General features: G+C 69.5%; 22 protein-coding genes and 7 pseudogenes. 21 read left to right on the top strand and 8 right to left on the bottom strand.

The features are described 5' to 3' along the window. Positions 1–91 precede the first annotated feature (91 nt). The 3 genes and pseudogenes from ACSYGN_RS20900 (at position 92) to ACSYGN_RS20890 (ending at position 1,747) form a co-directional block, all read left to right on the top strand. On the top strand, positions 92–250 hold the full coding sequence (locus ACSYGN_RS20900; RefSeq protein ID WP_460397822.1) for a hypothetical protein: 159 nt from the start codon (positions 92–94) through the stop codon (positions 248–250). Positions 251–316: 66 nt separating this feature from the next. Beyond that, positions 317–540: pseudogene (locus ACSYGN_RS20895) on the top strand (TerD family protein); the annotation flags it as partial. Between the two features lie 85 nt (positions 541–625). Beyond that, complete coding sequence (locus ACSYGN_RS20890) at positions 626–1,747, top strand: Rieske 2Fe-2S domain-containing protein (RefSeq protein WP_460397820.1); 1,122 nt, start codon at positions 626–628, stop codon at positions 1,745–1,747. Here the strand turns inward: ACSYGN_RS20890 and ACSYGN_RS20885 are convergent. Then, positions 1,704–2,048 (bottom strand): annotated as a pseudogene (locus ACSYGN_RS20885) (hypothetical protein); the annotation flags it as partial. The gene ACSYGN_RS20890 and the pseudogene ACSYGN_RS20885 sit on opposite strands and share 44 nt — an antisense overlap. Between ACSYGN_RS20885 and ACSYGN_RS20880 the strand changes: the two are divergent. Next, positions 2,031–2,194, top strand: a pseudogene (locus tag ACSYGN_RS20880) (VapC toxin family PIN domain ribonuclease); the annotation flags it as partial. The pseudogenes ACSYGN_RS20885 and ACSYGN_RS20880 sit on opposite strands and share 18 nt — an antisense overlap. A 57-nt stretch (positions 2,195–2,251) precedes the next feature. On the opposite strand, the pseudogene ACSYGN_RS20875 reads toward ACSYGN_RS20880, so the two are convergent. Together ACSYGN_RS20875 and ACSYGN_RS20870 are read right to left on the bottom strand one after the other, a co-directional pair. Beyond that, a pseudogene (locus ACSYGN_RS20875) lies at positions 2,252–2,341 on the bottom strand (hypothetical protein); the annotation flags it as partial. Between the two features lie 55 nt (positions 2,342–2,396). Continuing rightward, positions 2,397–3,908, bottom strand: a complete 1,512-nt coding sequence (locus ACSYGN_RS20870) for an SDR family oxidoreductase (RefSeq protein WP_460397818.1) — start codon at positions 3,906–3,908, stop codon at positions 2,397–2,399. A gap of 302 nt (positions 3,909–4,210) precedes the next feature. Between ACSYGN_RS20870 and ACSYGN_RS20865 the strand changes: the two genes are divergently transcribed. The 4 genes and pseudogenes from ACSYGN_RS20865 to ACSYGN_RS20850 all read left to right on the top strand — a co-directional run bounded on the left by ACSYGN_RS20865 (position 4,211) and on the right by ACSYGN_RS20850 (position 7,686). Then, positions 4,211–4,795 (top strand): hypothetical protein, encoded by a 585-nt coding sequence (locus ACSYGN_RS20865; RefSeq protein ID WP_460390536.1) that lies wholly within the window; start codon positions 4,211–4,213, stop codon positions 4,793–4,795. A 47-nt stretch (positions 4,796–4,842) separates the two neighbouring features. Beyond that, positions 4,843–6,375 (top strand): ISKra4 family transposase, encoded by a 1,533-nt coding sequence (locus ACSYGN_RS20860; RefSeq protein ID WP_460390534.1) that lies wholly within the window; start codon positions 4,843–4,845, stop codon positions 6,373–6,375. Positions 6,376–6,770: 395 nt separating this feature from the next. Continuing rightward, positions 6,771–6,926, top strand: a pseudogene (locus tag ACSYGN_RS20855) (DUF1152 domain-containing protein); the annotation flags it as partial. Positions 6,927–7,086: 160 nt separating this feature from the next. Next, entirely contained in the window at positions 7,087–7,686 is a 600-nt protein-coding gene (locus ACSYGN_RS20850) for a DUF998 domain-containing protein (protein WP_460397816.1), read from the top strand. A gap of 255 nt (positions 7,687–7,941) precedes the next feature. Here the strand turns inward: ACSYGN_RS20850 and ACSYGN_RS20845 are convergent, their stop codons facing one another. Then, positions 7,942–8,655, bottom strand: a complete 714-nt coding sequence (locus ACSYGN_RS20845; protein ID WP_460397814.1) for a polysaccharide deacetylase family protein — start codon at positions 8,653–8,655, stop codon at positions 7,942–7,944. 295 nt (positions 8,656–8,950) lie between these two features. Here ACSYGN_RS20845 and ACSYGN_RS20840 point away from each other — a divergent pair, with 295 nt between their 5' ends. Then, complete coding sequence (locus ACSYGN_RS20840) at positions 8,951–9,583, top strand: RNA polymerase sigma factor (protein WP_460397812.1); 633 nt, start codon at positions 8,951–8,953, stop codon at positions 9,581–9,583. After that, positions 9,580–10,641: a CU044_5270 family protein gene (locus ACSYGN_RS20835; protein WP_460397810.1), complete on the top strand. Its 1,062-nt coding sequence runs from the start codon at positions 9,580–9,582 to the stop codon at positions 10,639–10,641. The genes ACSYGN_RS20840 and ACSYGN_RS20835 overlap by 4 nt, the downstream gene beginning before the upstream one ends. A 124-nt stretch (positions 10,642–10,765) precedes the next feature. Here ACSYGN_RS20835 and ACSYGN_RS20830 read toward each other — a convergent pair whose 3' ends face one another. Beyond that, a complete protein-coding gene (locus ACSYGN_RS20830; RefSeq protein ID WP_460397808.1) occupies positions 10,766–11,749 on the bottom strand; it encodes an aldo/keto reductase in 984 nt (327 codons plus the stop codon). A gap of 98 nt (positions 11,750–11,847) precedes the next feature. Between ACSYGN_RS20830 and ACSYGN_RS20825 the strand changes: the two genes are divergently transcribed. After that, complete coding sequence (locus tag ACSYGN_RS20825) at positions 11,848–12,528, top strand: TetR family transcriptional regulator (RefSeq protein ID WP_460397806.1); 681 nt, start codon at positions 11,848–11,850, stop codon at positions 12,526–12,528. A gap of 158 nt (positions 12,529–12,686) precedes the next feature. On the opposite strand, the gene ACSYGN_RS20820 is transcribed toward ACSYGN_RS20825, so the two are convergent. Next, positions 12,687–13,226 carry a hypothetical protein gene (locus ACSYGN_RS20820; protein WP_460397804.1) on the bottom strand — a complete coding sequence of 180 codons (540 nt, stop codon included), beginning with the start codon at positions 13,224–13,226 and terminating at the stop codon, positions 12,687–12,689. Positions 13,227–13,665: 439 nt separating this feature from the next. Between ACSYGN_RS20820 and ACSYGN_RS20815 the strand changes: the two genes are divergently transcribed. The 6 genes and pseudogenes from ACSYGN_RS20815 to ACSYGN_RS20790 all read left to right on the top strand — a co-directional run. Next, positions 13,666–13,920: a hypothetical protein gene (locus ACSYGN_RS20815; RefSeq protein ID WP_460397802.1), complete on the top strand. Its 255-nt coding sequence runs from the start codon at positions 13,666–13,668 to the stop codon at positions 13,918–13,920. Between the two features lie 93 nt (positions 13,921–14,013). Beyond that, positions 14,014–14,376, top strand: a complete 363-nt coding sequence (locus ACSYGN_RS20810; protein WP_460397800.1) for a hypothetical protein — start codon at positions 14,014–14,016, stop codon at positions 14,374–14,376. Between the two features lie 130 nt (positions 14,377–14,506). Beyond that, a complete protein-coding gene (locus ACSYGN_RS20805) occupies positions 14,507–15,025 on the top strand; it encodes a DUF5994 family protein (RefSeq protein ID WP_460397798.1) in 519 nt (172 codons plus the stop codon). A 500-nt stretch (positions 15,026–15,525) separates the two neighbouring features. After that, positions 15,526–15,951 carry a hypothetical protein gene (locus tag ACSYGN_RS20800; RefSeq protein WP_460397796.1) on the top strand — a complete coding sequence of 142 codons (426 nt, stop codon included), beginning with the start codon at positions 15,526–15,528 and terminating at the stop codon, positions 15,949–15,951. Next, positions 15,843–16,316, top strand: a pseudogene (locus ACSYGN_RS20795) (PAS sensor protein); the annotation flags it as partial. The gene ACSYGN_RS20800 and the pseudogene ACSYGN_RS20795, both read left to right, overlap by 109 nt. A 95-nt stretch (positions 16,317–16,411) precedes the next feature. Then, positions 16,412–16,723 (top strand): annotated as a pseudogene (locus ACSYGN_RS20790) (hypothetical protein); the annotation flags it as partial. A 2-nt stretch (positions 16,724–16,725) separates the two neighbouring features. Here the strand turns inward: ACSYGN_RS20790 and dacB are convergent. Next, positions 16,726–18,054 carry a D-alanyl-D-alanine carboxypeptidase/D-alanyl-D-alanine endopeptidase gene (gene dacB / locus ACSYGN_RS20785; RefSeq protein WP_460397794.1) on the bottom strand — a complete coding sequence of 443 codons (1,329 nt, stop codon included), beginning with the start codon at positions 18,052–18,054 and terminating at the stop codon, positions 16,726–16,728. A gap of 537 nt (positions 18,055–18,591) precedes the next feature. Between dacB and ACSYGN_RS20780 the strand changes: the two genes are divergently transcribed. Together ACSYGN_RS20780 and ACSYGN_RS20775 are read left to right on the top strand one after the other, a co-directional pair. Beyond that, entirely contained in the window at positions 18,592–18,717 is a 126-nt protein-coding gene (locus tag ACSYGN_RS20780; RefSeq protein ID WP_460397792.1) for a hypothetical protein, read from the top strand. Between the two features lie 81 nt (positions 18,718–18,798). Further along, positions 18,799–19,476 (top strand): hypothetical protein, encoded by a 678-nt coding sequence (locus ACSYGN_RS20775; RefSeq protein WP_460397790.1) that lies wholly within the window; start codon positions 18,799–18,801, stop codon positions 19,474–19,476. Between the two features lie 75 nt (positions 19,477–19,551). Here ACSYGN_RS20775 and ACSYGN_RS20770 read toward each other — a convergent pair whose 3' ends face one another. Beyond that, on the bottom strand, positions 19,552–20,313 hold the full coding sequence (locus ACSYGN_RS20770; protein ID WP_460397788.1) for an ATP-binding cassette domain-containing protein: 762 nt from the start codon (positions 20,311–20,313) through the stop codon (positions 19,552–19,554). Between the two features lie 292 nt (positions 20,314–20,605). Between ACSYGN_RS20770 and ACSYGN_RS20765 the strand changes: the two genes are divergently transcribed. Next, entirely contained in the window at positions 20,606–21,676 is a 1,071-nt protein-coding gene (locus ACSYGN_RS20765) for a substrate-binding domain-containing protein (protein ID WP_460397786.1), read from the top strand. Positions 21,677–21,716: 40 nt separating this feature from the next. Further along, positions 21,717–22,760 (top strand): ABC transporter permease, encoded by a 1,044-nt coding sequence (locus ACSYGN_RS20760; protein ID WP_460397784.1) that lies wholly within the window; start codon positions 21,717–21,719, stop codon positions 22,758–22,760. Positions 22,761–22,865: the final 105 nt, after the last annotated feature.

Raw genomic sequence — 22,865 nt, 5'->3', positions numbered from 1 at the left:
AACACGATGTCCGAGGGACTGGTTCCGGCGCACCGTCGCCGGCCTTCCCCTCGTAGCACAGAGTCCCTTCCGGCATCGGGAGTTGGAAGTCATGGCGAACAAGAGGCGGAAGCTCGACGCGGAGTACCGTGAGGGAGCTGTGCGGATCGTCACCGGGACCGGGAAGCTGATGGTGCGGGACGCGGAACAGGTCAGAGTCATAGAGCCCGCGGAAGCGCCGTCGCTTCCCAAGCTGAGAGCGCGAGTTTGATTCTCGTCACCCGCTCCATGATGAAACCCCAGGTCAGCGGCCTGGGGTTTGTTTGTTGTCTAGTCCGACGAGACCCTGTGTCAGGGAGATCCACGGGCCCTTGAGGTGGTGGAGAGCTGGGAGCGGCTCGTCCGCCAGGTCTGTCTCAGCCTCAGGGTGAACTGAGGCAGAAGGTGCTGCCCCTTCAGCGCTCGAAGCGCGGAACCGATCCAGGGGCCCGCCGAACCCGCCTGGCCGAGCAGCTCTGTCTCGACGGAAGACTGCCAGGACGAGTTGCGTATGTGGGAACGCGACGTTGGAGATGCCGAGGCGGCGGATCAGGCCGGCCGAGGCTGCACCGGTGCACTTCCGGCGGTGCCCCACTACCATGCCCTCATGGCACGTCGTAGGCATGACATCGTCGACGGGCCTCGGGATCCCCGGGCCGATGCGTATCCGATGCCCTTCGTACCGTTCGGCTGGTATGGCCTGCTGCGCAGCGGTGAGTTACGGCCGGGGAAGGTCGTCAACCTGCAGTACTTCGGCCGAGCGCTGATCGCGTTCCGCGGGACCGACGGGCGGGCCACCGTGCGGGACGCGCACTGTCCGCACTACGGCGCCCATCTCGGCGTCGGCGGAAAAGTCGTGGACGGCACGGTCGAGTGCCCCTTCCACGGTTGGCGGTTCGCGATAGACGGGCGGTGTGTCGAGGCGCCGTTCGCGGCGCGGACGCCCAAGGTGGCACTCGGCGGGCTCCCGGTACGCGAGCACAGCGGGCTCGTCTTCGTGTACGTCGGCCCCGAGACACAGCCCTCCTGGGAGGTGCCGGAGATCCCGGAGGCGACGTCCCGCGACTTCGCCTCGCCCGTCGACGACACCTGCCGGGCCCGGATCCACGTACAGGAGATGCGGGAGAACATCGTCGACGAGTCCCACTTCCACTTCATCCACGGGCAGAGCGAGCCGCCCGTACAGAAGTGGCGGGCCGACGGGCCGTATGCCGAGGCACGCGGACGGATCCGGCGGCGCGTGCTCGGCTGGGACATCGACAACACGTTCGACGCGTTCATGTACGGGCCGGGAGTCATGGTGGTCCGGACGCACGGACCCGCGCTGTCCGTGACCGCCGTCGCGCTCTCCACGCCCGTCGACGAGACCAGCAGTGAGTTGCGGATGCTGTACTACCTGCGGCATCCGGGCCGCCGCGGCCTGCGCCTCCTCACCCCTGCGCTCAAGCTCGTCTTCCGGGCTGAGGCGCTCGGTGAGGTGCGGGAAGAGGTGCGGATCTGGGACCACAAGATCCATCAGGCGCGGCCGGTTCTGCTTCCGCATGAGCAGGGGATCAAGCGGCTCCGCCGCTGGTACGCCCAGTTCTATCCCGCGCCGGATCCGGCCCCGGACCTCGCTCCGCAATCCGCACCACCGCCACCCCTCCGTCCGGACCCACCGTCGAACGGTCCGGCGGCGTCCCGTCCTCCTCGTCGTCCCACGGGATCAGCGCCCACTGGCGCTCCTTGAGCTCGTTCTGCTTGCCCGGCGAGAAGCTCGCGTGGAGTTGTTCGATGCCGGTCGCGGATATCCGGCCCTGGTGGACGCCGGTCCACCAGGGCAGCCTTTGCCGGCCGACGGGTTGGTTGGTTGGTTCGCCGGTGAACGGGGCGCAGATGCCCGCGGCTCGCTTGGTGTCGGCCGAGCTCTGGTCCCATTCGGATTCACCCGAGTTGTGCTGCTGTCGTACCCGTCCGGGCCCGGATCCGGGAAGTGGTGCACCGTTGTTCTGCGGGCAGGCAGCGAAGTCACGTCTGTCCGTGTCCGCCATCGCGCGCTGGACCTCGACCTCGCCGACGCGGTGAACGTGGCGCTTGCCGCCGACTACGACACGGACGCGATTCTGACCTTCGACCGACGAGACTTCCGGGCCGTACAGGCCGCTGCAAGACATTCCGGGTACTCCCCGACGACCTTGTCGAGATCGGTCAGGCTGTCGGCGAGGAACGCCACGCGGTGGGGTCCGGCGAAGCCGGTGCGGCGGATGCCGCTGTCGACGACGGAGAGCGGGACCACACGCTCCGCGTTCCTCAGAGCGGCCTGAAGGACCGGGTTGTCGTGCACCCGCAGGTCGGCGGTGAACAGGGCGACCGAGACGCGCACAGTTCCTTGAGCCCCCTCAGTGAGTACGGGCTGGTTCAGGGGCGGCCGATTCGGCCGCGGCGGCGATGTTGCGGACCATGCCGCCGAAGACCGCGCCGTGGAAGGGGGCCACGCCCCACCAGTAGGCGTGCCCGGCCAGGCCGTGCGGATGGAACAGGGCCCGCTGCCGGTACACCGTGCGCCCCTGTGGATCCCGGTCGACGGCCATCTCCAGCCAGGCCAGGCCCGGCAGCCGCATCTCCGCGCGCAACCGGAGCAGCCGGCCCGGTTCGATCTCCTCCACTCGCCAGAGGTCCAGGCTGTCGCCGACCCGCAGCCGGGTCGCGTCCCGGCGGCCCCGGCGCAGACCGACCCCGCCAACCAGGGTGTCCAGCCAGCCCCGCAGGGACCAGGCCAGTGGCGAGGAGTACCAACCGTTCTCGCCGCCGATCGCCTCCACCACCCGCCACAGCGCCTGCGGCGACGCTGCGACCGTACGCTCGCGGTGATCCGTGTAGAGGCTCCCGCCCGCCCAGTCGGGGTCTGTGGGCAGCGGGTCGCTGGGGGCACAGGGAGTCGAGGCCGAGGACCACCTCGTGGCGACGTCCGCGTCCTGCACGCGCCTCAGAGCCAGCCGGATCGCCCGGTCGAGACCGACGGGTCCCTCCGGCGGGTCCGGCACGTATCGGACGATGTCCCGCTCGGCGCAGACCACCTCGTGCTTCAGCGACTCGACCAGCGGGCGCGCGAGAGCGCCCGGCACCGGGGTGACCAGGCCGACCCAGAGGCTGGACAGCCGGGGGGTGAGCAGCGGAACAGGGACGATGACGCGTTTCGGCAGCCCGGCGACGACGGCGTACCGCCGCATCATCTCCTCGTACGTGACGATGTCCGGTCCGCCGATGTCGAAGGCGCGGTTCACGTCGTACGGCAGCCTCGCGCATCCCACGAGGAAGCGCAGCACGTCGCGGACGGCGATGGGCTGGATGCGGGTGCGCACCCAGCTCGGGGTCACCATCACGGGCAGCCGCTCGGTCAGATGGCGCAGCATCTCGAACGAGGCCGAACCCGACCCGATGATCACGGCTGCCCGCAGTACCGCGGTCGGCACGCCCGAGGCCAGGAGGATGCGGCCCACTTCGGCGCGGGACCGCAGATGGGGTGACAGTGCGTGCTCGGGTACTCCGGAAGGGCTCAGACCGCCGAGGTAGACGATCCGACGGATTCCGGCGGCACGCGCCTGCTCACCGAAGATCCTGGCCGCGCGCCGGTCGGTCTCCTCGAAACTACGACCGGTGCCCAGCGCGTGCACCAGGTAGAACGCGACGTCCATGCCCTCCATGGCCGCGCGCACGGCCCTCTCGTCCGTTGCGTCCCCACGCACGGCCTCCGCCCGCCCAGCCCACGGATGGTCCCGCAGCTTGCCGGGCGAGCGAGCCAGGCAGCGCACGGAATGCCCGGCGGCCAGCAGCTCCGGCACCAGCCTGCCGCCCAGGTAGCCGGTGGCGCCGGTGACCAGACAGCGCAGCGGCCGGTCGTCGTCGGTCATGCCAGTCGCACGCATTCCTGTCGAGTGCGGCTTGTCCGGCGACGGCCGGCGGACCGGGGCGCAGGAAACGTCATGGCTCTCATGTCCTCCTGGGAGGTGCCTTCTGATGTGCCCTGTCGCTGTTCCCTGACCCCATGCTTGGTGCCGCGGACGAACACCGCAACCTCGCCGTCCCCGGCCGGATGTGGTGACAACGGGTTGGGTGCGGCTCTTCCTCAGTGAGCTGGTGATGCCGTGCGCCGTTGCCGTGCGTGCGCGGACGGCGGATCGTCGTGTCCTGAGACGTGGTCTTGGAGGCGGCGATGGTGTCGTGGCTAGAGGAGATCGAGCGGCGGGAGGCGGCTGCCCGGGCCGAGATCAGTGAACTTCGCTCGCAGATGGAGGAGTTGGCTGGTCGTCTTGCCGAGCGGGAGGCTGTGCTGTCCCGGCTGGAGATCACACGGGAGACGATGACCGAGATCCTGTCCGGCGAGGGGGCGGTGACGGTGTCCGTGGACGTGGCCGCGGAGGAAGTCCCGCTGCCTGTGGACCGGAGCCAGGCGGGATCTCCGGTCGGGGTGCGGCTGGTGCCGCAGTGGGAGCCGGGGATTGAGGCGGATGTGCTGCCGCGCTCGTACCGGGACGTCGTCGAGGTGTTGCAGGACGCGGTGCATCCGATGCGGGCGCATCATCTGTGCGCCGCGCTGGGGTTGTCGACGGACAAGAACAAGGTGGAGGGGTTCCGTTCGAAGCTGAAACGGCTGGTGGAACGGGGCTGGCTGGCCGAGGACGAGCCGGGCCTGTTCGCGTGGGGCGGTGCGCGGCGGGCGGACGCGGGTGCGCCGGAGCGGGAAGCCGCGGCCGGCGGGCGGCGTCGCGCCGGTGTGGGGCCGGGCTCTCGTCCCTAGCGTCGATGGTGCCAACCAGATCGCCACTGTCCGAAGACGAGAGCCCGATGAACGCAGCGTATGAAACGGCCGCGGCGGCTGACCCCTTTGCCCGCGTGTTTTCTTCCCTCACTTCCCTGGCCACCCGCCTCTCCAGCCCCGAAGCACTCACCGCGACGCATGAACAGGCTGAGGCCGATGTCGAAGCGGGCTCCCGGGAGCTGGGACGACTGTTCCTGCAGGCCCATCTCGAGTGGCGGGCCCGCCATGAGGAGGACCACCTGTCCGCCCTCGGTCCGCAGGAGCGGGCTGCGCTCGCCGGCGGCCGGAGGCGGCTGGAGAAGGGGCATCATCGGCAACTAGCCACCGTGCTGGGGCCGGTGACCGTGACCCGATGCGCTCTGCGCGGCGAGGGCATGACCAACCTCTACCCCGCCGACGCCATGCTGGGCCTGCCCCACGGGCGGCACAGTCTGGGACTACGCCGGCTCGCGGTCCTCGAAGCGGCCCGCGGTTCCTACGACACCGCGCTGGAAGCGATCGACCGCGGCTGCGGGGGCCGGGTGGTGGGCAAACGCCAGGTGGAGGATCTGGTGCGGGCCGCGGCCGTGGACGTGGCCGCGTTCTATACGGCCCGCACTCCCCACCCGGCCCCGGCCGGGACGCTGCTGGTGATCAGTGTCGACCAGAAGGGAATCGTGATGCGCCCGGGCCACCTGCGCGAGGCCACCGCGAAAGCCGCCGCCAAGGCCCGGCACACCTTCCGCACCCGGCTGTCGACCGGGGAGAAGTCCTGCCGCAAAAGGATGGCCACCCTCGCCGTCGTCCACGACGCCGAGCCCGCGATCCGCCGCCCGCACGACATCATCGCCCCGCCCGGCGGCCGCACCGGACACCGCACCGTCCGCAAAGGACCCATCGCGCGGGCGAAATGGCTCACCGCCTCCGTCCGCGAGGACGCCGAAACGGTCATCGCCGCCGCGTTCGACCAGGCCGAGGCCCGCGACCCCGAACACCACCGGACCTGGGTGGTGCTGGTCGACGGCGCCGCCCACCAGCTGGAGTTGATCCAGGCCGAGGCCGCCCGGCGCGGCGTCACGATCCACATCGTCCTCGACATCGTCCACGTGATCGAGAAGCTGTGGGCGGCCTCGCGGTGTTTCCACACCGCCACCGATCCCGCGGCCGAGGACTGGGTCGGCATCAAGGCCGCTCGGATCCTGGCCGGCGACGCCCCCGGCGCCGCCCGTGACATCCGCACCGAAGCCGACCGCCACCTCAGCGACGACCAGCGCGCCGCCGCTGACAAAGCGTGCCGATACCTCGAGAACAACGCCGACTTCGTCCACTACGACCAGGCCCTGGCAGCGGGCTGGCCGATCGCCAGCGGCGCCGTCGAAGGAGCAGCCCGCCATCTGGTCGCCGACAGACTCGACATCACCGGCAGCAGGTGGACCGTCCCCGGCGCCGAAGCCGTCCTCACCCTCCGCACCATCATCAGCAACGGCGACTTCCCCGACTACTGGATCTTCCACGCGCGGAAAGAGCACGAACGGCTCCATCCCTTACCCGACCAGCACATATACGCACTTCAAGCCTGACGCGGGAACTCACTCAGACAGAGCCGCACCCCAACGGGTTCGGCGCACGCCTGGGTGCCAACACGTCCCGGGGCACCCCGGCGTCGTGCACCGAGGTGGGTGAGGACGGCCAAGACGGGGGTACGGCAGGGACGTGCCCTATCCGTGCCCGTAAGTGCGTACAACCACGGTCAACTACGGCGCCCGGCCCCTGTACAACGATGCTGACACACCGAATCCGCGCAGGTCAGAGGCCGTTCCACCGGCCAAGCACCGTCGCTTCCCAAGCTGAGAGCGCGAGTTCGATTCTCGTCACCCGCTCCACGACGAAGGCCCAGGTCAGAGACCCGGGCCTCTTTGCTGTCCTTCTCCGTCACTCGCTGCGTGCCAGATTCGTGCCAGAGGGGAGGTCGTAGCTGGTCGCGGCAACGGCCCGAGGCGTACGCGGCACCTGCGAAGTCCGAGACGCCGGCCTCCCCATCCCACTCACCGACGAGAGCCCGACGGTCCACGAGGCCGACCTGGACGAGGCGTTCGAGGTGCGCGCGACCTCTCGGCCGACCCGGGCCACCCCGAACCCGACCTGCCGTACTCGTACTCGTACTCGTACTCGTACTCGTACTCGTCCGATTGTGGACGTTCACCGCCGTCTGGCCTTGGCTCGCGTGGCGGCCACACCCCGGTGGGCGCGGCACCGCCGCGCGGAGTAGCGGAGCGTCTTACGGTGAACCAGTGCGACTTGTGCCCAGGTGGGCCTTGCTGTCGTCGGGGTGCGCGCCTGTCCTGTTGATCGGAGGCTGGACGATCGCGGCGCTCCTCGAGGGGCCCGCCTACGACCCTGCTACTCAGACGATCAGCGTCCTGGCGGCCTACGGGGCAGCGGGATTCTGGACGATGACCGGAGCGCTGCTCGCCCTGGGTATCTGCCACTTGCTGACCGCCTGGGGGCTACGTGCGGCCGCGCTCGCCGGACGTTTGGCGCTGGGTGGCGGTGGAGTGTCGGCGTTGGTGGTGGCTCTGCTCCCGGCGCCGAGCAGTGGCGGCTCCCTGCGCCACGGTTCAGTCGCCGCGGTCGGCTTCGCGCTCCTGGCGGTCTGGCCGGTTCTGGCCGCCGATCGCAGCGGAGCGGCGCCGTGGGGACTGCGGCCCGTGCCCTCCCTCGCGGCGACCGCTTTGATGGGCGCAGGAGCAGCCTGGTTCATGATCGAGGTGCATCGTCACGGTGCCGCCGGTGTCGCTGAACGCCTTGTGACATCCCTCCAGTCCCTCTGGCCCTTCGTGGTTGTGGCCTCCTGCCTCCGCCACCCTGACTCGAAGCAGCGATGCCCCTGAAGCAACCGGGTCACACCAGTGACGGACGCCGGGCAGTGCCCGAGCGGCGACAGCGGGGGCGGCAGGCGAGTAGTAGAAGCCGAACTGACGAACGTCAGGCTCCTCGTGCAGTCGCGTGCCCGCCCCGCCCGGATTGAACGCCCTCTTGGGATCGATCGCGTCACGCCGGCTGCCAGGTTCGGCCGGTGACCGTCGGCAAACACACCGAGTGCGCCGACATCGCCCTTCTGTTGAGAGCCCTCTCAGGGCCCCCGATCAGGGCCGGTAGGCGCCGCGGTTGTGGTAAGTGACCTTGCCCGCGGGGAGTTTGGCCGGGGCGAAGAGTTGGTCGACGGTCACGAAGTGGAAGCCTCGTGCCTTGAGGGCCTTGACGATGCCCGGGACCGCGTCGACGGTCGTCCTGTGGATGTCGTGCAGGATGACGATGTCGCCGGGTCTGGTCTGCGTCTTGACGGTCCTGATGATGCGGGCGGAGTCGCGGTACTTCCAGTCGAGGGGGTCGACGCTCCAGTGCACCAGTGGTCGGCCGGCGGCGCTGCGGACCGTCGCGTTGTGGGCGCCGTACGGGGCGCGGAACGTGGTGGGCTTCTTGCCGATCGCCTTCTTGATCGCCTCGTCCGTGCGGGAGAGCTGCGACTTGACCTTCGCGGCGCTGAGCCTGGTCAGATCGGGGTGGTCCCAGCTGTGGTTGCCTATCTGGTGACCGGCGGCCGACTCAGCGCGCACCGTCGAGGGGTGTCTCTGGACGTTCGTGCCGACGGCGTAGAACGTCACTCTGACGTCCTGTTCCTTCAGGATGCGCAGCAGTCGCCGGGTGTCGGGGACCGGGCCGTCGTCGAAGGTGAGCGCGACGCACTTCACCTTGCGGCAGTCGACGGTCGGGGCGGCGGAGGCGGAACCGGCGGTGCCGGCCAATGTGGTTGCGCACAGAGCGGCGATGATGGCTGAGGTGACGAGGCGACGTTGCATCGGTTCCCCCTACGGCGGCAGCTGACTTCGCGTTGTAAGACGGAGATGAACTGGCCTTGGATGCCCATGAGTTCAGCCAGCCGTCGTACGGCATTCACGGTGGTCGCGTGTACCTCGGTCGCCGCGTGTGAACAGGCGGAGGTCACCTCGGCGTAGTGGTGACAGGCCGCGGCCGGCCTCCGCTTGGTGGGCCTGATTCCCGGCCCGGATGCCTTGTGCGGTCATGGTCCTGCTTCAGGGGCCGTACCGGTGCGTGACACAGGCCACAGGAACTCCTCTGGTGTCGCGGAGAGAAATGGTTGTGAGGGACTCAGAGATCGATGTGCGCCGCCGCGTGCGCGAGGGGGACCGCGAGGCGTTCGCCCAGCTGTACGAGGAGTTCGCCCGCGCCGTGTACAACCACGGGCTGCGGTTGACCGGCGACTGGTCGACCGCCGAAGAGGTCATGTCCGAAACGTTCCTGACTGCGTGGCGGACCCGCGCACGGGTGCACGAGGACGGTGGCTCCCTGCTGCCCTGGCTGTTGGGCATCGCCACCCACAAGGCGGACAACGCCCGTCGGGGACAGCGCAGGCGCCAGCTGTTCCTGTCGCGTCAGCCGCAGCCATGTGCGGAGGAGGACTTCGCGCCCCGGACGGTCGGGCGCATCGACGACGCACGGCGGCTGTATGCCGTGCATGCAGCCCTGGGTCGGCTGCGGCGCCAGGAGCGGGAGGTACTGGCTCTGTGCGTGTGGTCCGGCCTGGACTATCAGCAGACAGCCGAAGCCCTGGGCATCGCGGTCGGCACCGTACGTTCCCGCCTTTCGCGTGCCCGCAAGAAGCTCGCCCGGCTTGCGGAAGAAGACCGGGAACCACCCACCACCCGCGGAGAGATGACAAGTGCGGCCGCGATCGCGGCCCTGCCCGTACGGGAGGAGCTCACATGAACGACACGACCACCGGCGCTTCCCCGGAGCGGAACGGCGACCGCGAAGAGATCGCCCGCCTGCTGCCGGCCCCGGCCGACTGGGACCTTCCGCGCGAGCAGCACCTTCGTCACAAGGAACTGCTGATGCACCACATCGACCGAGACCAGGCGACCCGTACCCGCCCGGCCCGCCGGCTGCTCCGGCCCGCGCTCCTGGCGCCGGCGACCGCGCTGACCCTGGCCGGCGTGCTGGCCGCGGGCATTGCCATGAACGGCGGCGGCCGGGAGCCCTCCGGCACCGCTTCGCGCCGGGCGGCCACGGACATGCGGCCAGCCGCGGCGCTCCTGGGCCGGATCTCCGACGCCGCAGGGGAACGCACCACGCCCCCCGTGCGGGACGACCAGTTCGTCTACACCCGGGAGAAGACCCGTGGGGCCGACCTGACCAGCGGGAGGGCCGTCCTCGGCCCGCTGACGGACCGAGAGGTGTGGGCCGCGCAGGAACCGGGGCCCCTGCGCAAGCTCGGCCTGATCCGGGAGAACGGTGAGACTCTGCCGATCAACGCCGAACTCGGTGACACCGACGGCACCCCGGCCGGCATCAACCGACCCACCTACCGCTGGCTCAGCTCGCTGCCCACCGACCCCGACAAGCTGCTGGCCTATCTGTACGCCAAGACCCCCCAGGCCAAGGGCCGGGAACGTGACCAGGCGGTTTTCGAGCAGATCGGGTCCCTGGTCGGCGGGGTGATGCCGCCCGCCACGGCCGCCGCCCTCTACCGGGCCGCGGCGAAGATCCCCGGCGTCGCTCCGGCCCCGCAGGCCCGCGACGCGATCGGCCGCCGGGGCCTCGGCATCGCCCACGACGACACGCGTTACGGCATCCGGACCGAGTGGGTCTTCGACGAGGAGGACTTCTCCTTCCTCGGCTCCCGGAGCTATCTGACCAAGGACACCTCGTACGGAAAGGCCGGAACGCTGCTGTCCAGCGAGGCAGAGCTGGAACTCGCCGTCGTCGACAAGGCCGGACAGCAGCCCGCGGACGCGGAGCGTACCCGAACCGAGCCCCAGAGCTGACCGTTCACCCTCGAAGGAGTGGGGTGGCGGGATCGCCGAGGCAAGCCCCAATGGTCCGAGCGCCGACCCGACCGGCGACACCATCCGGTTCCGTATCAAGGGCAGCGACGATCCGGAGCGGCGGTCAGATCCAGGTGGGCACGTGCCCCTCGGCATAGCGGGCGCCGAAGCCGCCGTGGGGCAGGATCTCGTCGATGGCGGCCAGGTCGGCCTCGGTCAGGGTGATGTCGGCGGCACCGGCGTTCTCCTCGATGCGCCGGGGGCTGCGCGTGCCGGGGATGGGCACGACGTGCTCACCGCGCGTGAGCAGCCAGGCCAGGGCCAGTTGGGAGACGGTGACGCCCTTGGCCGCGGCGAGGTCGGCGAGGCGGTCGACGGCCTCGATGTTCTTCTCGAAGTTGCCCGGAGCCCAGCGCGGGTCGGAGTTGCGCATGTCCGTGGCGTCGTATTCTCCGGCGGGCTTGGCGGTGCCGGTGATGAAGCCGCGGCCCAGCGGGGAGTAGGCGACGAAGCCGATGCCGAGTTCGTCGAGGACAGGGAAGAGCTGCTCGACGTCCCGCTCGAACAGGGAGTACTCGGTCTGCAGGACGGAAACCGGCTGCACCGCGTGCGCGCGACGGATGGTCTCCGGGCCGGCCTCGCTCAGGCCGAAGTACTTCACCTTGCCCGCGTCGATGAGTTCCTTGACGGTGCCGGCGACGTCCTCGATGGGCACGTCCGGGTCGACGCGGTGCTGGTAGAGGACGTCGATGTGGTCGGTGCCGAGGTAACGCAAGCTGTTGTCGGTGACCTTGCGGATGTTGTCGGGGCGGCTGTCCAGGCCGAACCCCTCGGACAGGTTGGACAGGTCGAAGCCGAACTTGGTGGCAAGGATCACCTCGTCGCGGAAGTCCTTGACCGCCTTGCCGACCAGGATCTCGTTGGAGCCGGTGCCCCAGCCGTAGAGCTCGGCGGTGTCGAAAAAGGTGACGCCCAGGTCGTGGGCGCGCCGGATGGCGGCGACGCCCTCCTGCTCGTCGCCGGGACCGTAGGCCATCGTCAGGCCCATCGAGCCGTAACCGATCGCCGCGACCTCAAGACCCTGGCCGCCGAGTGTTCGGTGCTGCATGACGCACTCCTCAGGTCAAACCAAAATGTTTGCTTTGACCGTACGCCTCGCGGGTGACCTTTGCCAAACAATCCTCTTTGGTTAGGTAGTCTTACGACATGGCCCCTTCGACCAGCGCAGACTCGACCCGTGACCGCATCGTCATCGCGGCCCGGGCCGAGTTCGCCCGGTACGGGATCGCCGGCGCACGGATCACACGCATCGCGAAGGCCGCGAAGACCAGCTCGGAACGCCTCTACGCGTACTTCCGCAGCAAGGAAGCCCTCTACGGATTCGTCGCCGAACAGGAGATGGCCGCGGTGGCCGAGGCGACTCGCCTGGACCCCACCGACCTGCCCGAATACGCCGGGCGGGTGCACGACTACTTCATCCGCCACCCCGACCGCTTCCGGCTTATGAGCTGGGGCCGACTGGAACTTGCCGGCGACGACGCCGACGCCGCCACCCAGGAAACCGTCCGCCGGAAGGTCGGGCAGCTCCGCAAGGCTCAGGAAGCCGGCCACCTGGACCCCGCCTGGGAGCCCATCGACATCCTCGTCTTCGTCAACCAGATCGCCATGGCCTGGGCCGGCCAGCTCGATCTCCTGGACGCAGCGGCCGACCGTATTCGCGACCCTTCGCCGACGGCCCGGCGTGCCGCCGTCGTCGCGGCCGTCCAACGTCTCTTTCCCGCCACCGCGGGCAACACCAGCCCCCTGCCGCCAGGGTCCACGCTCCTGCCCCGGACCGACGGCCTGATCGGGGTTCCCGGCAGCGATCTGGACACCGGGCCGAGCTGACTGCGCCGCCGTGCCCTCTCCCTCGCCTCGCCCACGAACCCCTGAGCGACCACTTGTCCGCACGGATGTCCCCGGCAGCACCGACGACATCGCCCGGCTCGCTCTGCGCTTGCCCATGCCCTGACCGGTGTCAGACCGTGCTCGACGACGAGGACGCTTCACATCCCCGGAGCCAGCACCAGGACGCGCAACGGGCCGGGCGGCAAGCCGGTCAGGATGTCGTCTGCGACGCTCCGCCACCCCCAGGACCGCAACGCCTCCACGTCCCTCTCGTCCCGCGAGTCCACCAGCATGACGCCGAGTGCGGCACCATGATCGGCGAGCAGCCGCCGCTGGAGGCGCCGGGCGAGGTTCCAGGCACAGTCCTGGTACTCCCGTCGCACACGGGGTGGGACGACGATCCCGGAGACGACGAAGAGCCGCCCGGAACCGACGAGGCCGAGCAGACTCCCGCGGACGTGTCCGTCGAATCCCGCCCACCACGGTCCCGTGCCGCCCGCGGGGAAGCCGTAGGCGCACCCGGTCAGGGCGGTGGCCTCCGCAATCAGCAGTGAGAATCCCGGCCGTCGCGCGTCGGCCGCCAGATGGCGCAGAAAGGTTGCACGCGCCTGGTTCCACTCCCAGGGACCGCCACCGGAGGTCTCCGCGTACAGGTCTCCCAGCTCATGTGAGCGGTCCTCGACCTGGCGGCGCGTCAAAGGAAAGAGACGTACTCCCTGGCGAGGTGAGGGTCCTTGCTCCCGCCTCGGTCTACCCGGCCTGCCCGGTGCGGGCCGGGACGAGGGGAGGACCGGAGCCGAGGGGACCGGAGCCGAGGGAAGGACCGGAGCCGAGGGAAGGAACATGTGCGTGGTCATCGGACGAGCCCTGCTCCGGGCGCTGACGAAGGCCGCCCCGGTGTCGTCGATCGCCGAGAACGGCACCGGTGCCGAAGCCGGTGCACGGCGTGCCCTCAGTACTTCCACCGTACTCCGGGCGGACCGTGGGCCGACCTGGAACACGCATGTCCGCGCATGTCCGGCATACCCTGCAGAGGAGGGTGCCGTGGAAGCACGCCGGTGCCCAGCCGCCGTCGCCCGGCGTCCCGGGCAGCGACCGGGTCAGTGATGCTCGGCCGTCGCCCACCAGGAGGTCCGCATGGAGCATCAACCCTCCGGAAGCCACGCGGAGGTCCGCATCATCGCCGCGACCCCGGAGGTCGCCCGGAAGGTGGCCGAAGTACTCCGCCGCTGCTTCGCCTCGACCGAGCAGCGCAGCTACCCCGCCGGTCGGGGCGAAGGCACCCGGCTCCATCTCACCCTCGACACCGCCCACACCGCGGAACCCGCACGGTCCTGGCTCTCGACCAGCGACTCTGAAGAACAGGCTCAGGCACACGCCGATGAGGTGTGACCCGGTGCCGCACGGCCAAGGGGATCCGCCGTCGCGGCCCGTCCCCACGCATCCGTCGCCGCGCGGCCGTCAGCACCTCGGAGAACGACAGTCATGACGAAACTCCGCGAACGCAAGAACAACCGGAAGGCGGTCCTGCGATCCCTGTACCGGGTCGTCGAGCACAACCGCCCCGAGGTCAGCGGATCGGAACTCCGCGCCGAGCTGGACCTGCCCGACGAGGACCTCTCCGCCGCGTGCGCCTACCTGGCCGACGAGGGACTGATCAACGTGGACTGGACCTCGCACCGGACACCTGCCGCCGTCTCACTGACTCACGAGGGCATCCGCCTGATGGAGAAGCAGGAGGAAGAGAAGGAGGAGGAGCGGGGGCAGGAGGAGGAACGGGAGCAGGAGCGGGAGCGGGAGCAGGAGGAGGAACGGGAGCAGACGGGGAACGCGCAGTCGGACGACTGATCCGCCCGCTTCCGTCTACGAAGGGTAGCCTGGCCGCACCGAGAGCTTTCGCGCAGCGCGACCGGCGGTGCCGTTCCCGGCGAGTGACGAAACGGGCAGTCGTCCCGCGGCTCCCGGAACGGACCGCACGATGGAACACAGCGGAATGCCGGCCGAAGGCGAGGCCACGGCCGACGCGCACACGTACGCTATGCCCCTCCCCCGCCTGACCGTCGCCCCGGACGTCAGCCATGGCCCGTTGGACGGGGCGTGGTGGCCGCACTGCGACGCGCTGGAACTGGAACTTCCGTCACTCATCGGCACGTTGGAGCCAGACCCGGGCGCTGCGGTACGGGTCACCATGGACCCCGCCGAATGGCCCGACGCGCCGCGCACGGTCATGGCACCCGGCCGCGTGATCGCCGTGGAGCCGGCCGGCCAGGGAAGCGAGGCGCACGTCATCACCCTGGACTGCGGCACCGTGGGACGCTGGGTGCTCCTGGTCGTCCCGCCCGATGAGCCCGCCGGAACTGCGGCACGGCTGTTGGCCGCCGCAGCCGACCCCGAGAACGCGCTGACCGCCGCACGGATGCTGGCGCTCGCCGAGACCGGGTGCCTCGGAGCCGCGACAGCGGAGGCGGAAGGAGGCACGCCACCGTTTGGGCCATAACGGCCGGGACGGCCGTCGACTGGTGCTTTGACCGGGTGCAGGCGAGGAAGGAGATGGCAGCAGCCGACCGGAATCCTCCTCGTCAGGGCTGAACAGGCACGAACGCGGCACGGATGGCAAGGAGTGACTGCCGAGGGAGGCTCCACCCGGCAACCAGTGCACCCGGCAACCGGTGCACCCGGCAACCGGTGCCGCCGCACCAGCATGAACGTATTGTCCATATATAGGCAACGCTCGATGTGGTGGATGCGGCATGGTGCCAGCGGAATCGACCAGTCGTGGCCGCCGGTACCGCGGTGCGACACACCGGCAGACCGCCCGGGGGGAGCGGCATGCGGCCGAGTGGCGGCCGGGACGGGGCTTGCTCGCCCGCGTACGGACCGCGGCGCAGCAGCAGGGCACCGGCTCCTTGCCCTGGCGTCCGCCGGGAGCTTGCGTCGTGCCGCCGTGTCGGGCGGGTACGGAGACCACCAGTGGGCGCCCGTACCTGGAGGTGAAGCATGTCCGACGCGACCATCGGCGCCTCCTCAGGCTTCGGCCCTGAACTCCTGGAGCCCGTCGTGCGCGGGTACGCACAGGAGACCGGTGCCTACGCCAGTGCGGTCTACCTCCTGTCGGCGGACGCGCAGGGGCTCCAGCTCGCGGTGCTGAGCGGAGTCTCGCATCGGATCGCCTCGCCCTGGGTACGCGTGGCGCTGGCGACGGCGACCCCCGTGAGCGACGCCGTGCGCGCAGGAGAGCTGGTGTGGATCGGCAGCCAGGAGGAGCTGGCACGCCGCTATCCGCAGCTGGCGCTCGTCGTGCCCACCCCTTCGCCATGGCCGCCGCACCGATCGTCACCGGCCCGAGGGTGTGGGGCGGCCTGGTGCTGCACTGGCCCAGCACGCATCCGTCCGTGCTCAGCTCACAAGAGCGGGAGGCGATGACCGGCATCTGCCACCGCATGGGCCTGGTCCTGCAGCAGGCCGCGCGCAGCGGGCACGCCGTGCTGCCGGGACCCGAGCCACGCATACTGCCCGCAGCACAGAACCGCGCCGCAGGGCCGGCCGAAGCGCAGGCCGCGGTCGACTTCGCCGAGCGGCTGCCCAGCGGCTGCTGCTCGCTCGACCCGGAGGGCCGGATCACCTTCGTCACCAGCTTCGTCACCAGCGCCGCCTCGGACCTGCTGGGCGCCACCACCCCGGGCCTGCTGGGCGCCCGGCCCTGGGAGGTGCTTCCGTGGCTCGACAACCCGGTCGCGGAGGACCGCTACCGGGCCGCGGTGCTCAGCCGCCGGCCCGCGTCCTTCACCGTCCTGCGCCCACCGGAGCACTGGCTGTCCTTCCACCTGTACCCGGACGCGTCGGGGATCAGCGTGCACATCGTCCCCACCGCCCCAGCCCGAGCCGCGCCCTCGGGGACGAGGGGATGGCGCGACGGACGGCCCCGTTCCTGGTACTGGCCCCGGCGGCGGTGTGGATGGGCACCTCGGCGGACGCGTACTTCACGGCCGTGGCGGCGTGGTCGGTGGCGCTGCTGGCGCTCGCGGTCACCAGCACCAGGGGTTCCCTGCCGGCGGCCGGGGGACCCGGGCTGCTGTTCGGCCTGACCTGCTACCTCTCCTACGGCCTCACGCTCTTCGCCCTCATCGGCGCGGCGGTGCTGTGGCTCGGCCGGCACCGGGTGCGGGCCCGGCCTGTGTCGGCCGTCGTGTTCCTGCCCTACGCCCAGCAGCCGTTGACCGTGGCGGCCAGGCCGTCGAGGGCGTCCTTGGTGGCGTCCGGGGCGGCTGTGGAGCCGTTCTCGACGAAGGAGAAGACCTTCCAGCGGCCGTCCTTGGCCTTCGTCAGTCCGCTGAGCCCGAGGGCGCCGGTGAGGGTGCCTGTCTTGGCCTTGACCTTGCCGACGGCACACTGCGAGTGCGCGGTGTCGAAGCGGCCCCATTCGGGCCCGAGGGTGCCGCCCGCCTCACCCGCCACGGGCAGTCCGTCCACGACGTACTTCAGGGTGCTGCTGTGGCGCGGGTCGGCGGCGACATCGAGGATGGCGGCGAGGGTCCGCGCCGGGATGCGGTTGGCCCGCGAGAGGCCGCTGCCGTCGTGGATCACGAAGTGGTCCAGGGACACGCCGTAGCGGGTGAGCACCGTACGTACGGCCGCAGTGCCGCCCTCGAAGGTGGCCGGGCGGCCGGAGGCGAGCGCGGTCATCCTCAGCAGTGTCTCGGCGATGTCGTTGTCACTCACCTTGAGCATGTGCTTCACGATGACGGACAGCCGGTCGGACTGATGCTGGGCCACGGGAACGTTTCCGGTGTCGGCGGCGCCGCGGGTGACCTGCCCGGTGACGGTGACGCCCTGCTGGGTGAGGGACTGCGCGAAGGATCGTCCGGCGTCCAGTGCGGTGTCCGTGACCATGCGGCCGTCCACCACCAAGGCCCGCACCGGGGCAATGGTGTCCGGGTAGTAGCCGGTGTTCCAGCCTGTGGCGAGCGTGGGCGTGGGGAAGAGGGTGTCGTCGACCTGGACCTTCACCGAGGTGAGACCCGCGTTGCGCAGCCCCGCGGCCGCAGTCTCGGCGAGCGCGTCGAGGTCGCCGGTGGTCAGCGTGCGATCCCCTCCCCCGACCAGGGTGAGGGTGCCGCCACCGTAGACAACCTTCGTGGTGAACCGGTGGTCGGGGCCGAGGACCGTCAACGCGGCGGTGGCTGTGGCGAGTTTGGTGTTGGAGGCGGGCATCAGAGCGGTGGTCGCACTGTGACCCCAGACGGTTTTGCCGGACCCGGCGTCGATGACGACACCGCTGAGCGTGTTGCCCAGCCGACTGTCCTGAACGCGTCCGTTGAGGTTCTTTGCGATCTTCTGCTCTACGGGATCGAGTGCGGCGGCCTTGGCCGCGGGCTTGCCCACGGCGAACGCCGACGGGCCGACCAGGATCGACCCGGCGACGGGGGCGCTCAGTGCGACGAGGGTGGCTCGGCGGAGCGACGGACTCGGAGTTCTGGTCTTGCGGTGCCGTCCACTCGCGTGGGCCACGGAGAGGGATCTGAGCATGCGAGTCCTCGGTGCGCTGTGCGGGAACGGGATGTCTGCTGTGGATCTCCGAAGCGAGATTATCGACGAGGTGTCAGTTTGTGATGGCTGTTCGGTAAAGAAATCACCAGGTGCCCTCGGCCTCGATGAGTTCCGCGCCATCCGGGCCAGAAGCTCGGCGACCGCGCTGGCATCGCCAACAGCTCCGGTCAGATGGGCGTGCTCCGTACCACTTCCGTGAGCAGCCGAGGGGAACAAACATGGTGCGCGCCCAGGGGGCATCCGCCTCAGCGAACCCACAAGCCCTTGCGGTCCGTCATCCGCAGGAGGAAGATCCTGCCGATCAAGGGAGCTGTGATGCTGCGGTTCATGGACTGGTCCGTAGTCGCGATGGGGTGCCTGCTCATTCTCGTAAGCCTCGTCTGCCTGTGGTGGGACCGTACTCGGACTCGGAAGGGGGAGGGAAAGGGAGAGGGACTCGACCAGGGGCTGCGTTTCCTCTGGGCATGGCTTCCCCTCCTCATGGGGCTGGGGATGATCGGCACCAACGTGCCAGCCATGTTGCACGCTCCCTACTCCGTCGTCGAGATCATCGACGCGCTCAACTTCACCCTCCAGGCCACGGTGTTGGTCTTCACCCTCCGAGCGGTACGTCGCTTCTTCCGTGCGCGCGACACCGCCTGACAGCAACCCGGATCCGTAGTTACGGAGTTGCCGTGTGGCCTAACTCCGGGTGTCCCTTGCACTCGCCCTACAGTCCGTCCCATGACAACGCGTGCTTGGTGCGAGATCGATGATCCGGACGACGACTTCGAGTTCGACGACGCTGAGCGAGCCTTCGTATCCGCACTGAGCAGGCGGTGCATGGCTTGGGCGGCGGAAGCTGATGTGTCCGGGCAGGTCGGACGCCCCGACGACTGGGAAGCGCTCCTCGTTCATGTCAGCCTGTCCGACCACGCGGAGCCCCGCCGGCACCTGATCGACCTGGGCGTGCACCTCGTCGGTGACCGCGTCCGGGGTGATCGTCTGCACAATCAGCTGTATCTGCTCCCGGATCGTCCCAGTTCCTGGGCACTTGATGCCACGGGCTCCACGGAACGGCTCGCCGAGCTTGCCGCCGAGTGGTTCCGCGCCGTCCTGGACAAGCCGATCGTGCTGTATGTCTGGCTTCACGAGGGCTACGCATACGCCGCCCGCTACGCGTTCGCCGACAGCGGCGAGACGATCTGCCAGAGCTACGTGAAGAGCATGGCCCCCCACGGCCAAGCCGCGGAGCTGACAGCCGCCGGCCACGTGCACGGCAAGGGCTGGATCCAGACCGTCGGCCTGCCGACGCCCTCCCTCTATCTGCACATCCGGGGCGACCTCGAACGGGGGAGGACAATACCTGGCGTTCCCGCGACGACCAAGCGTGGACCGCTTCCCGGTCTTTGGTACGAATGATCGTCTGCCTCCCGTGGACCTGCGCCCCATGTGCAGACGGCCGTCCTGTGCACCCTCGTCCCGCGGCAGCCGAAGTCAGGGGTTTCTCTCGGCGCCGGCGATGGCGGAGGAGATCCGCTCCTGCGAGGTGGTCGGCACATGGAAGAAGCCGTTGTTGCGGCCGAGCCGCAGCACGGCCGCCTCGTCCGCGACGGCCTTGACATCTCCCAGGTTGTGACTGACGAGGATCACCCCGACGCCCCGCTCGCGGAGCTCCTCGACCACGTCGATAATGTGGCCGGCCTGTTGGCTGCCGAGCGCCGCGGTGGGCTCGTCCAGGAGGACGGCCTTCGGGTGGCCGAGGAGCGCCCGGCAGATCGCGACGGTCTGCCGCTGACCTGCGGACAGTGAAGCGACCGGAGCACGCACATCGGGGACTCGGATGCCCATGGCGTCGAGCTGCCCGCGCGCCTCCCTGCGCATGCCGCCGTAGTCCATCAACCGGAACAGGCGGCCCCGGGAGCCGGGGCATCGCCGCTCCCGCCCCAGAAAGAGGTTCTCGGCGACATCGAGGTCGTCGCACAACGCCAGGTTCTGGTGCACGGTCGCGATGCCCAGGCCCTGAGCCATCCGGGGGGTCCTGATCTGGACGGGCCGGCCCTCCCACTCGGTGACGCCCTTGTCGGCGTATTCGACACCCGCGATGACCTTGATGAGGGTGGACTTGCCGGCACCGTTGTCACCCACAAGAGCGACGACCTCGCCCTTGTGGACCTCCAGGTCGACGTCCTTGAGGGCCTGGACGGCGCCGAAACGCTTGGAGACTCCGTGCAGCGCGAGGAGGGGCGGCCCAGTCAAGCGAACCTCACCTTCTCCACGCGACCTTCCCGGGACCAGGACTCTCCCTGTCCCAATCCATCCATGTCCATACATGTCCGTCCGCGTCCGTCCTGAAAACCCATCCTTCGCTTCAGTCAGGACGCGTGCAATGCGGGAGATCGGATGGGGCGGCCGAAGAGACATGTAGGGCCCCATTCGACACCCTTGATCAATCCGGATACTGAATATCCGAATATCTGGATATATGGTGCATAAGCCAGGGGTTCTAAGGGGTTCCATGTTGCTGGGCCCGGCGGGAGGAGGGTCACCGATGCCGCACCGCCACACCGCCCACGAGCGCAGTCGGCCCCGGCAGCCCCTGCATCCCCGGCATCCCCGGCATCCCCGGCAAGGAGCGACGCTCCTCCTTGCGGGCGCATTGCTGCTCGGCGCCGCCGCCTGCGGCGGGAATCAGAACTCCACGGGCGGCGGCAACAGCACGGGGAAGGTCACGATCGGCCTGGTGACCAAGACCGAGACCAATCCGTACTTCGTGACCATGCGCAAGGCCGCCGCGTCCGCGGCGAAGAAGAACAACGCCGAGCTCATCGCCCTGTCCGGCAAGTTCGACGGCGACAACGAGGGCCAGGTCGCTGCGGTGGAGAGCCTGATCGCCCGCCATGTCCAGGGAATCCTGATCACGCCGTCGAACACGACGGGGATCCTCGGCGCCATCGCCGAGGCCCGCCGGCAGGGCATCCTGGTGATCGCGCTGGACACCGCGACGGAACCGGTGAACGCGGCGGACGCCACGTACGCGACCGACAACTTCAAAGCCGGACGCCTCCAGGGCGCCTACATCAGGGCCGTGCTCGGAAAGCAGGCCCCCAAGCTGTTCATGCTCGACGGTACGGCGGGTTCCACGGTCAGCCAGTTCCGGCACGACGGCTTCCTCAGCGGCTTCGGGATCAAGAACGGCTCACCGGCGATCCGCGGGCGGGCGATCACCAACGGCGACCGTAATCGCGCCCAGACCGCGACGGAGAACCTGCTGCAGCGCACCACCGACGTGAACTCGCTCTACGCCATCAACGAACCGGTGGCCAACGGTGCCTATACGGCCCTCGCCGACCGCGGCCTCACCCGGCAGGTGAGCATCGGCGCCATCGACGGCGGATGCGACGGCGTCCGCGCTGTCAGATCCGGCGAGTACGCGGCCACCGTCATGCAGTTCCCGGTCAGGATGGCCGACCAGGGCGTGGCCGCGGTCACCGGATTCGTCAGGAGCGGGAAGAAACCGTCCGGCTTCACGGACACGGGCACGACACTCATCACCGACAAGCCGATGCGGGGACTGGCGTCCCGGAACACCGACTGGGGGCTCCAGCACTGCTGGGGGTGACCTTGTGGCGCCTACCGGGCGGAGGGATCAGTAAGGGATCATGAGATCTCCCATCACCCGCAGTCGCGTCGGCGACGGCGACGGCGAACCGGGCACCGCGCTGTGGAACCGGCTGTGGAACGCGCTGTGGAACGGGCTGCAGTACGCCCTGCGCACACCCCCTGCCGGCCCCCTCGCGGCCCTGGCCATCGCTGTGCTGGTCTTCTGGCTCACGACGGACACGTTCATGACGCCGGAGAACCTCTCCCTGGTGCTGCAGCAGTCCATCGTGATCGGCACCCTGGCACTGGGCCAGACCCTGATCATCCTCACCGCGGGCATCGATCTGTCGAACGGAGCCATCGCGGTTCTCGCTACGCTCGTCATGGCCAAGCCCGTGTTCGAGGGGGGCAGCCCGGCGGCGGCGCTGCTGCTCGGCCTGATCGTGGCGACCTGCCTGGGTCTCGTCAACGGGCTGCTCGTGGCCCGGCTGGGCCTGCCGTCCTTCATCGTGACCCTGGGTGCTCTGACCGTCATCTATGCCGCGGGCAGGCTCTACTCGGACTCGCGCAGCTATCCGGTGACCAGCGACCTGCTGGTCTTCTGGGGGAACGGCGTACACCTCGGCAGTGTGCTCATCACCTGGGGAACGTTCCTGCTCGTGGGGCTGTACGCGCTCTTCTGGTACGTGCTCAGCAAGACGGTCTGGGGCCGGCACGTCTACGCAGTCGGCAACTCACCCGAGTCCGCCCGCCTGACCGGTATCAGCGTGCAGCGCACGGTCCTGTCGGTCTTCGTCACCGCCGGTCTCCTCTACGGCATCGCCGCCTGGCAGTCCCTCGGCCGCATCCCCAACGCCGACCCCAACTCGTACCAGACGGCGAATCTGGAGAGCATCACCGCCGTCGTCATCGGCGGGACCAGCCTCTTCGGCGGCCGAGGGGGCGTCGCCGGAACGCTCATCGGAACGCTCATCGTCACCGTGCTCCGCTCCGGCCTCACCCAGGCGGGTATCGACAGCCTCTACCAGGACGTCGCAACCGGGACCCTCGTCATCGTCGCGGTCGGCGTCGACAAGGTCCTGCGCGGAGGCAGCACACGCTGACACCGACACCGGCACACGGTACGTTTCTGTGGGTTCTTCTCACTCACGCCATGACTTGGCAATGTCAACTCAAAATCTGGCCGGAAACCGCTCTTGCCGTACAAC

This window comes from Streptomyces sp. YIM S03343 (genome assembly GCF_054729195.1).
This window is presented reverse-complemented; position numbering and strand designations above follow the sequence as displayed.

Coding starts and splice junctions, on each gene's coding strand:
- ACSYGN_RS20900 (WP_460397822.1), top strand. CDS start 92: ATGGCGAACAAGAGGCGGAAGCTCGACGCGGAGTACCGTGAGGGAGCT.
- ACSYGN_RS20890 (WP_460397820.1), top strand. CDS start 626: ATGGCACGTCGTAGGCATGACATCGTCGACGGGCCTCGGGATCCCCGG.
- ACSYGN_RS20870 (WP_460397818.1), bottom strand. CDS start 3,908: ATGACCGACGACGACCGGCCGCTGCGCTGTCTGGTCACCGGCGCCACC.
- ACSYGN_RS20865 (WP_460390536.1), top strand. CDS start 4,211: ATGGTGTCGTGGCTAGAGGAGATCGAGCGGCGGGAGGCGGCTGCCCGG.
- ACSYGN_RS20860 (WP_460390534.1), top strand. CDS start 4,843: ATGAACGCAGCGTATGAAACGGCCGCGGCGGCTGACCCCTTTGCCCGC.
- ACSYGN_RS20845 (WP_460397814.1), bottom strand. CDS start 8,655: ATGCAACGTCGCCTCGTCACCTCAGCCATCATCGCCGCTCTGTGCGCA.
- ACSYGN_RS20840 (WP_460397812.1), top strand. CDS start 8,951: ATGGTTGTGAGGGACTCAGAGATCGATGTGCGCCGCCGCGTGCGCGAG.
- ACSYGN_RS20835 (WP_460397810.1), top strand. CDS start 9,580: ATGAACGACACGACCACCGGCGCTTCCCCGGAGCGGAACGGCGACCGC.
- ACSYGN_RS20830 (WP_460397808.1), bottom strand. CDS start 11,749: ATGCAGCACCGAACACTCGGCGGCCAGGGTCTTGAGGTCGCGGCGATC.
- ACSYGN_RS20825 (WP_460397806.1), top strand. CDS start 11,848: ATGGCCCCTTCGACCAGCGCAGACTCGACCCGTGACCGCATCGTCATC.
- ACSYGN_RS20815 (WP_460397802.1), top strand. CDS start 13,666: ATGGAGCATCAACCCTCCGGAAGCCACGCGGAGGTCCGCATCATCGCC.
- ACSYGN_RS20810 (WP_460397800.1), top strand. CDS start 14,014: ATGACGAAACTCCGCGAACGCAAGAACAACCGGAAGGCGGTCCTGCGA.
- ACSYGN_RS20805 (WP_460397798.1), top strand. CDS start 14,507: ATGGAACACAGCGGAATGCCGGCCGAAGGCGAGGCCACGGCCGACGCG.
- ACSYGN_RS20800 (WP_460397796.1), top strand. CDS start 15,526: ATGTCCGACGCGACCATCGGCGCCTCCTCAGGCTTCGGCCCTGAACTC.
- dacB (WP_460397794.1), bottom strand. CDS start 18,054: ATGCTCAGATCCCTCTCCGTGGCCCACGCGAGTGGACGGCACCGCAAG.
- ACSYGN_RS20780 (WP_460397792.1), top strand. CDS start 18,592: ATGTTGCACGCTCCCTACTCCGTCGTCGAGATCATCGACGCGCTCAAC.
- ACSYGN_RS20775 (WP_460397790.1), top strand. CDS start 18,799: ATGACAACGCGTGCTTGGTGCGAGATCGATGATCCGGACGACGACTTC.
- ACSYGN_RS20765 (WP_460397786.1), top strand. CDS start 20,606: ATGCCGCACCGCCACACCGCCCACGAGCGCAGTCGGCCCCGGCAGCCC.
- ACSYGN_RS20760 (WP_460397784.1), top strand. CDS start 21,717: ATGAGATCTCCCATCACCCGCAGTCGCGTCGGCGACGGCGACGGCGAA.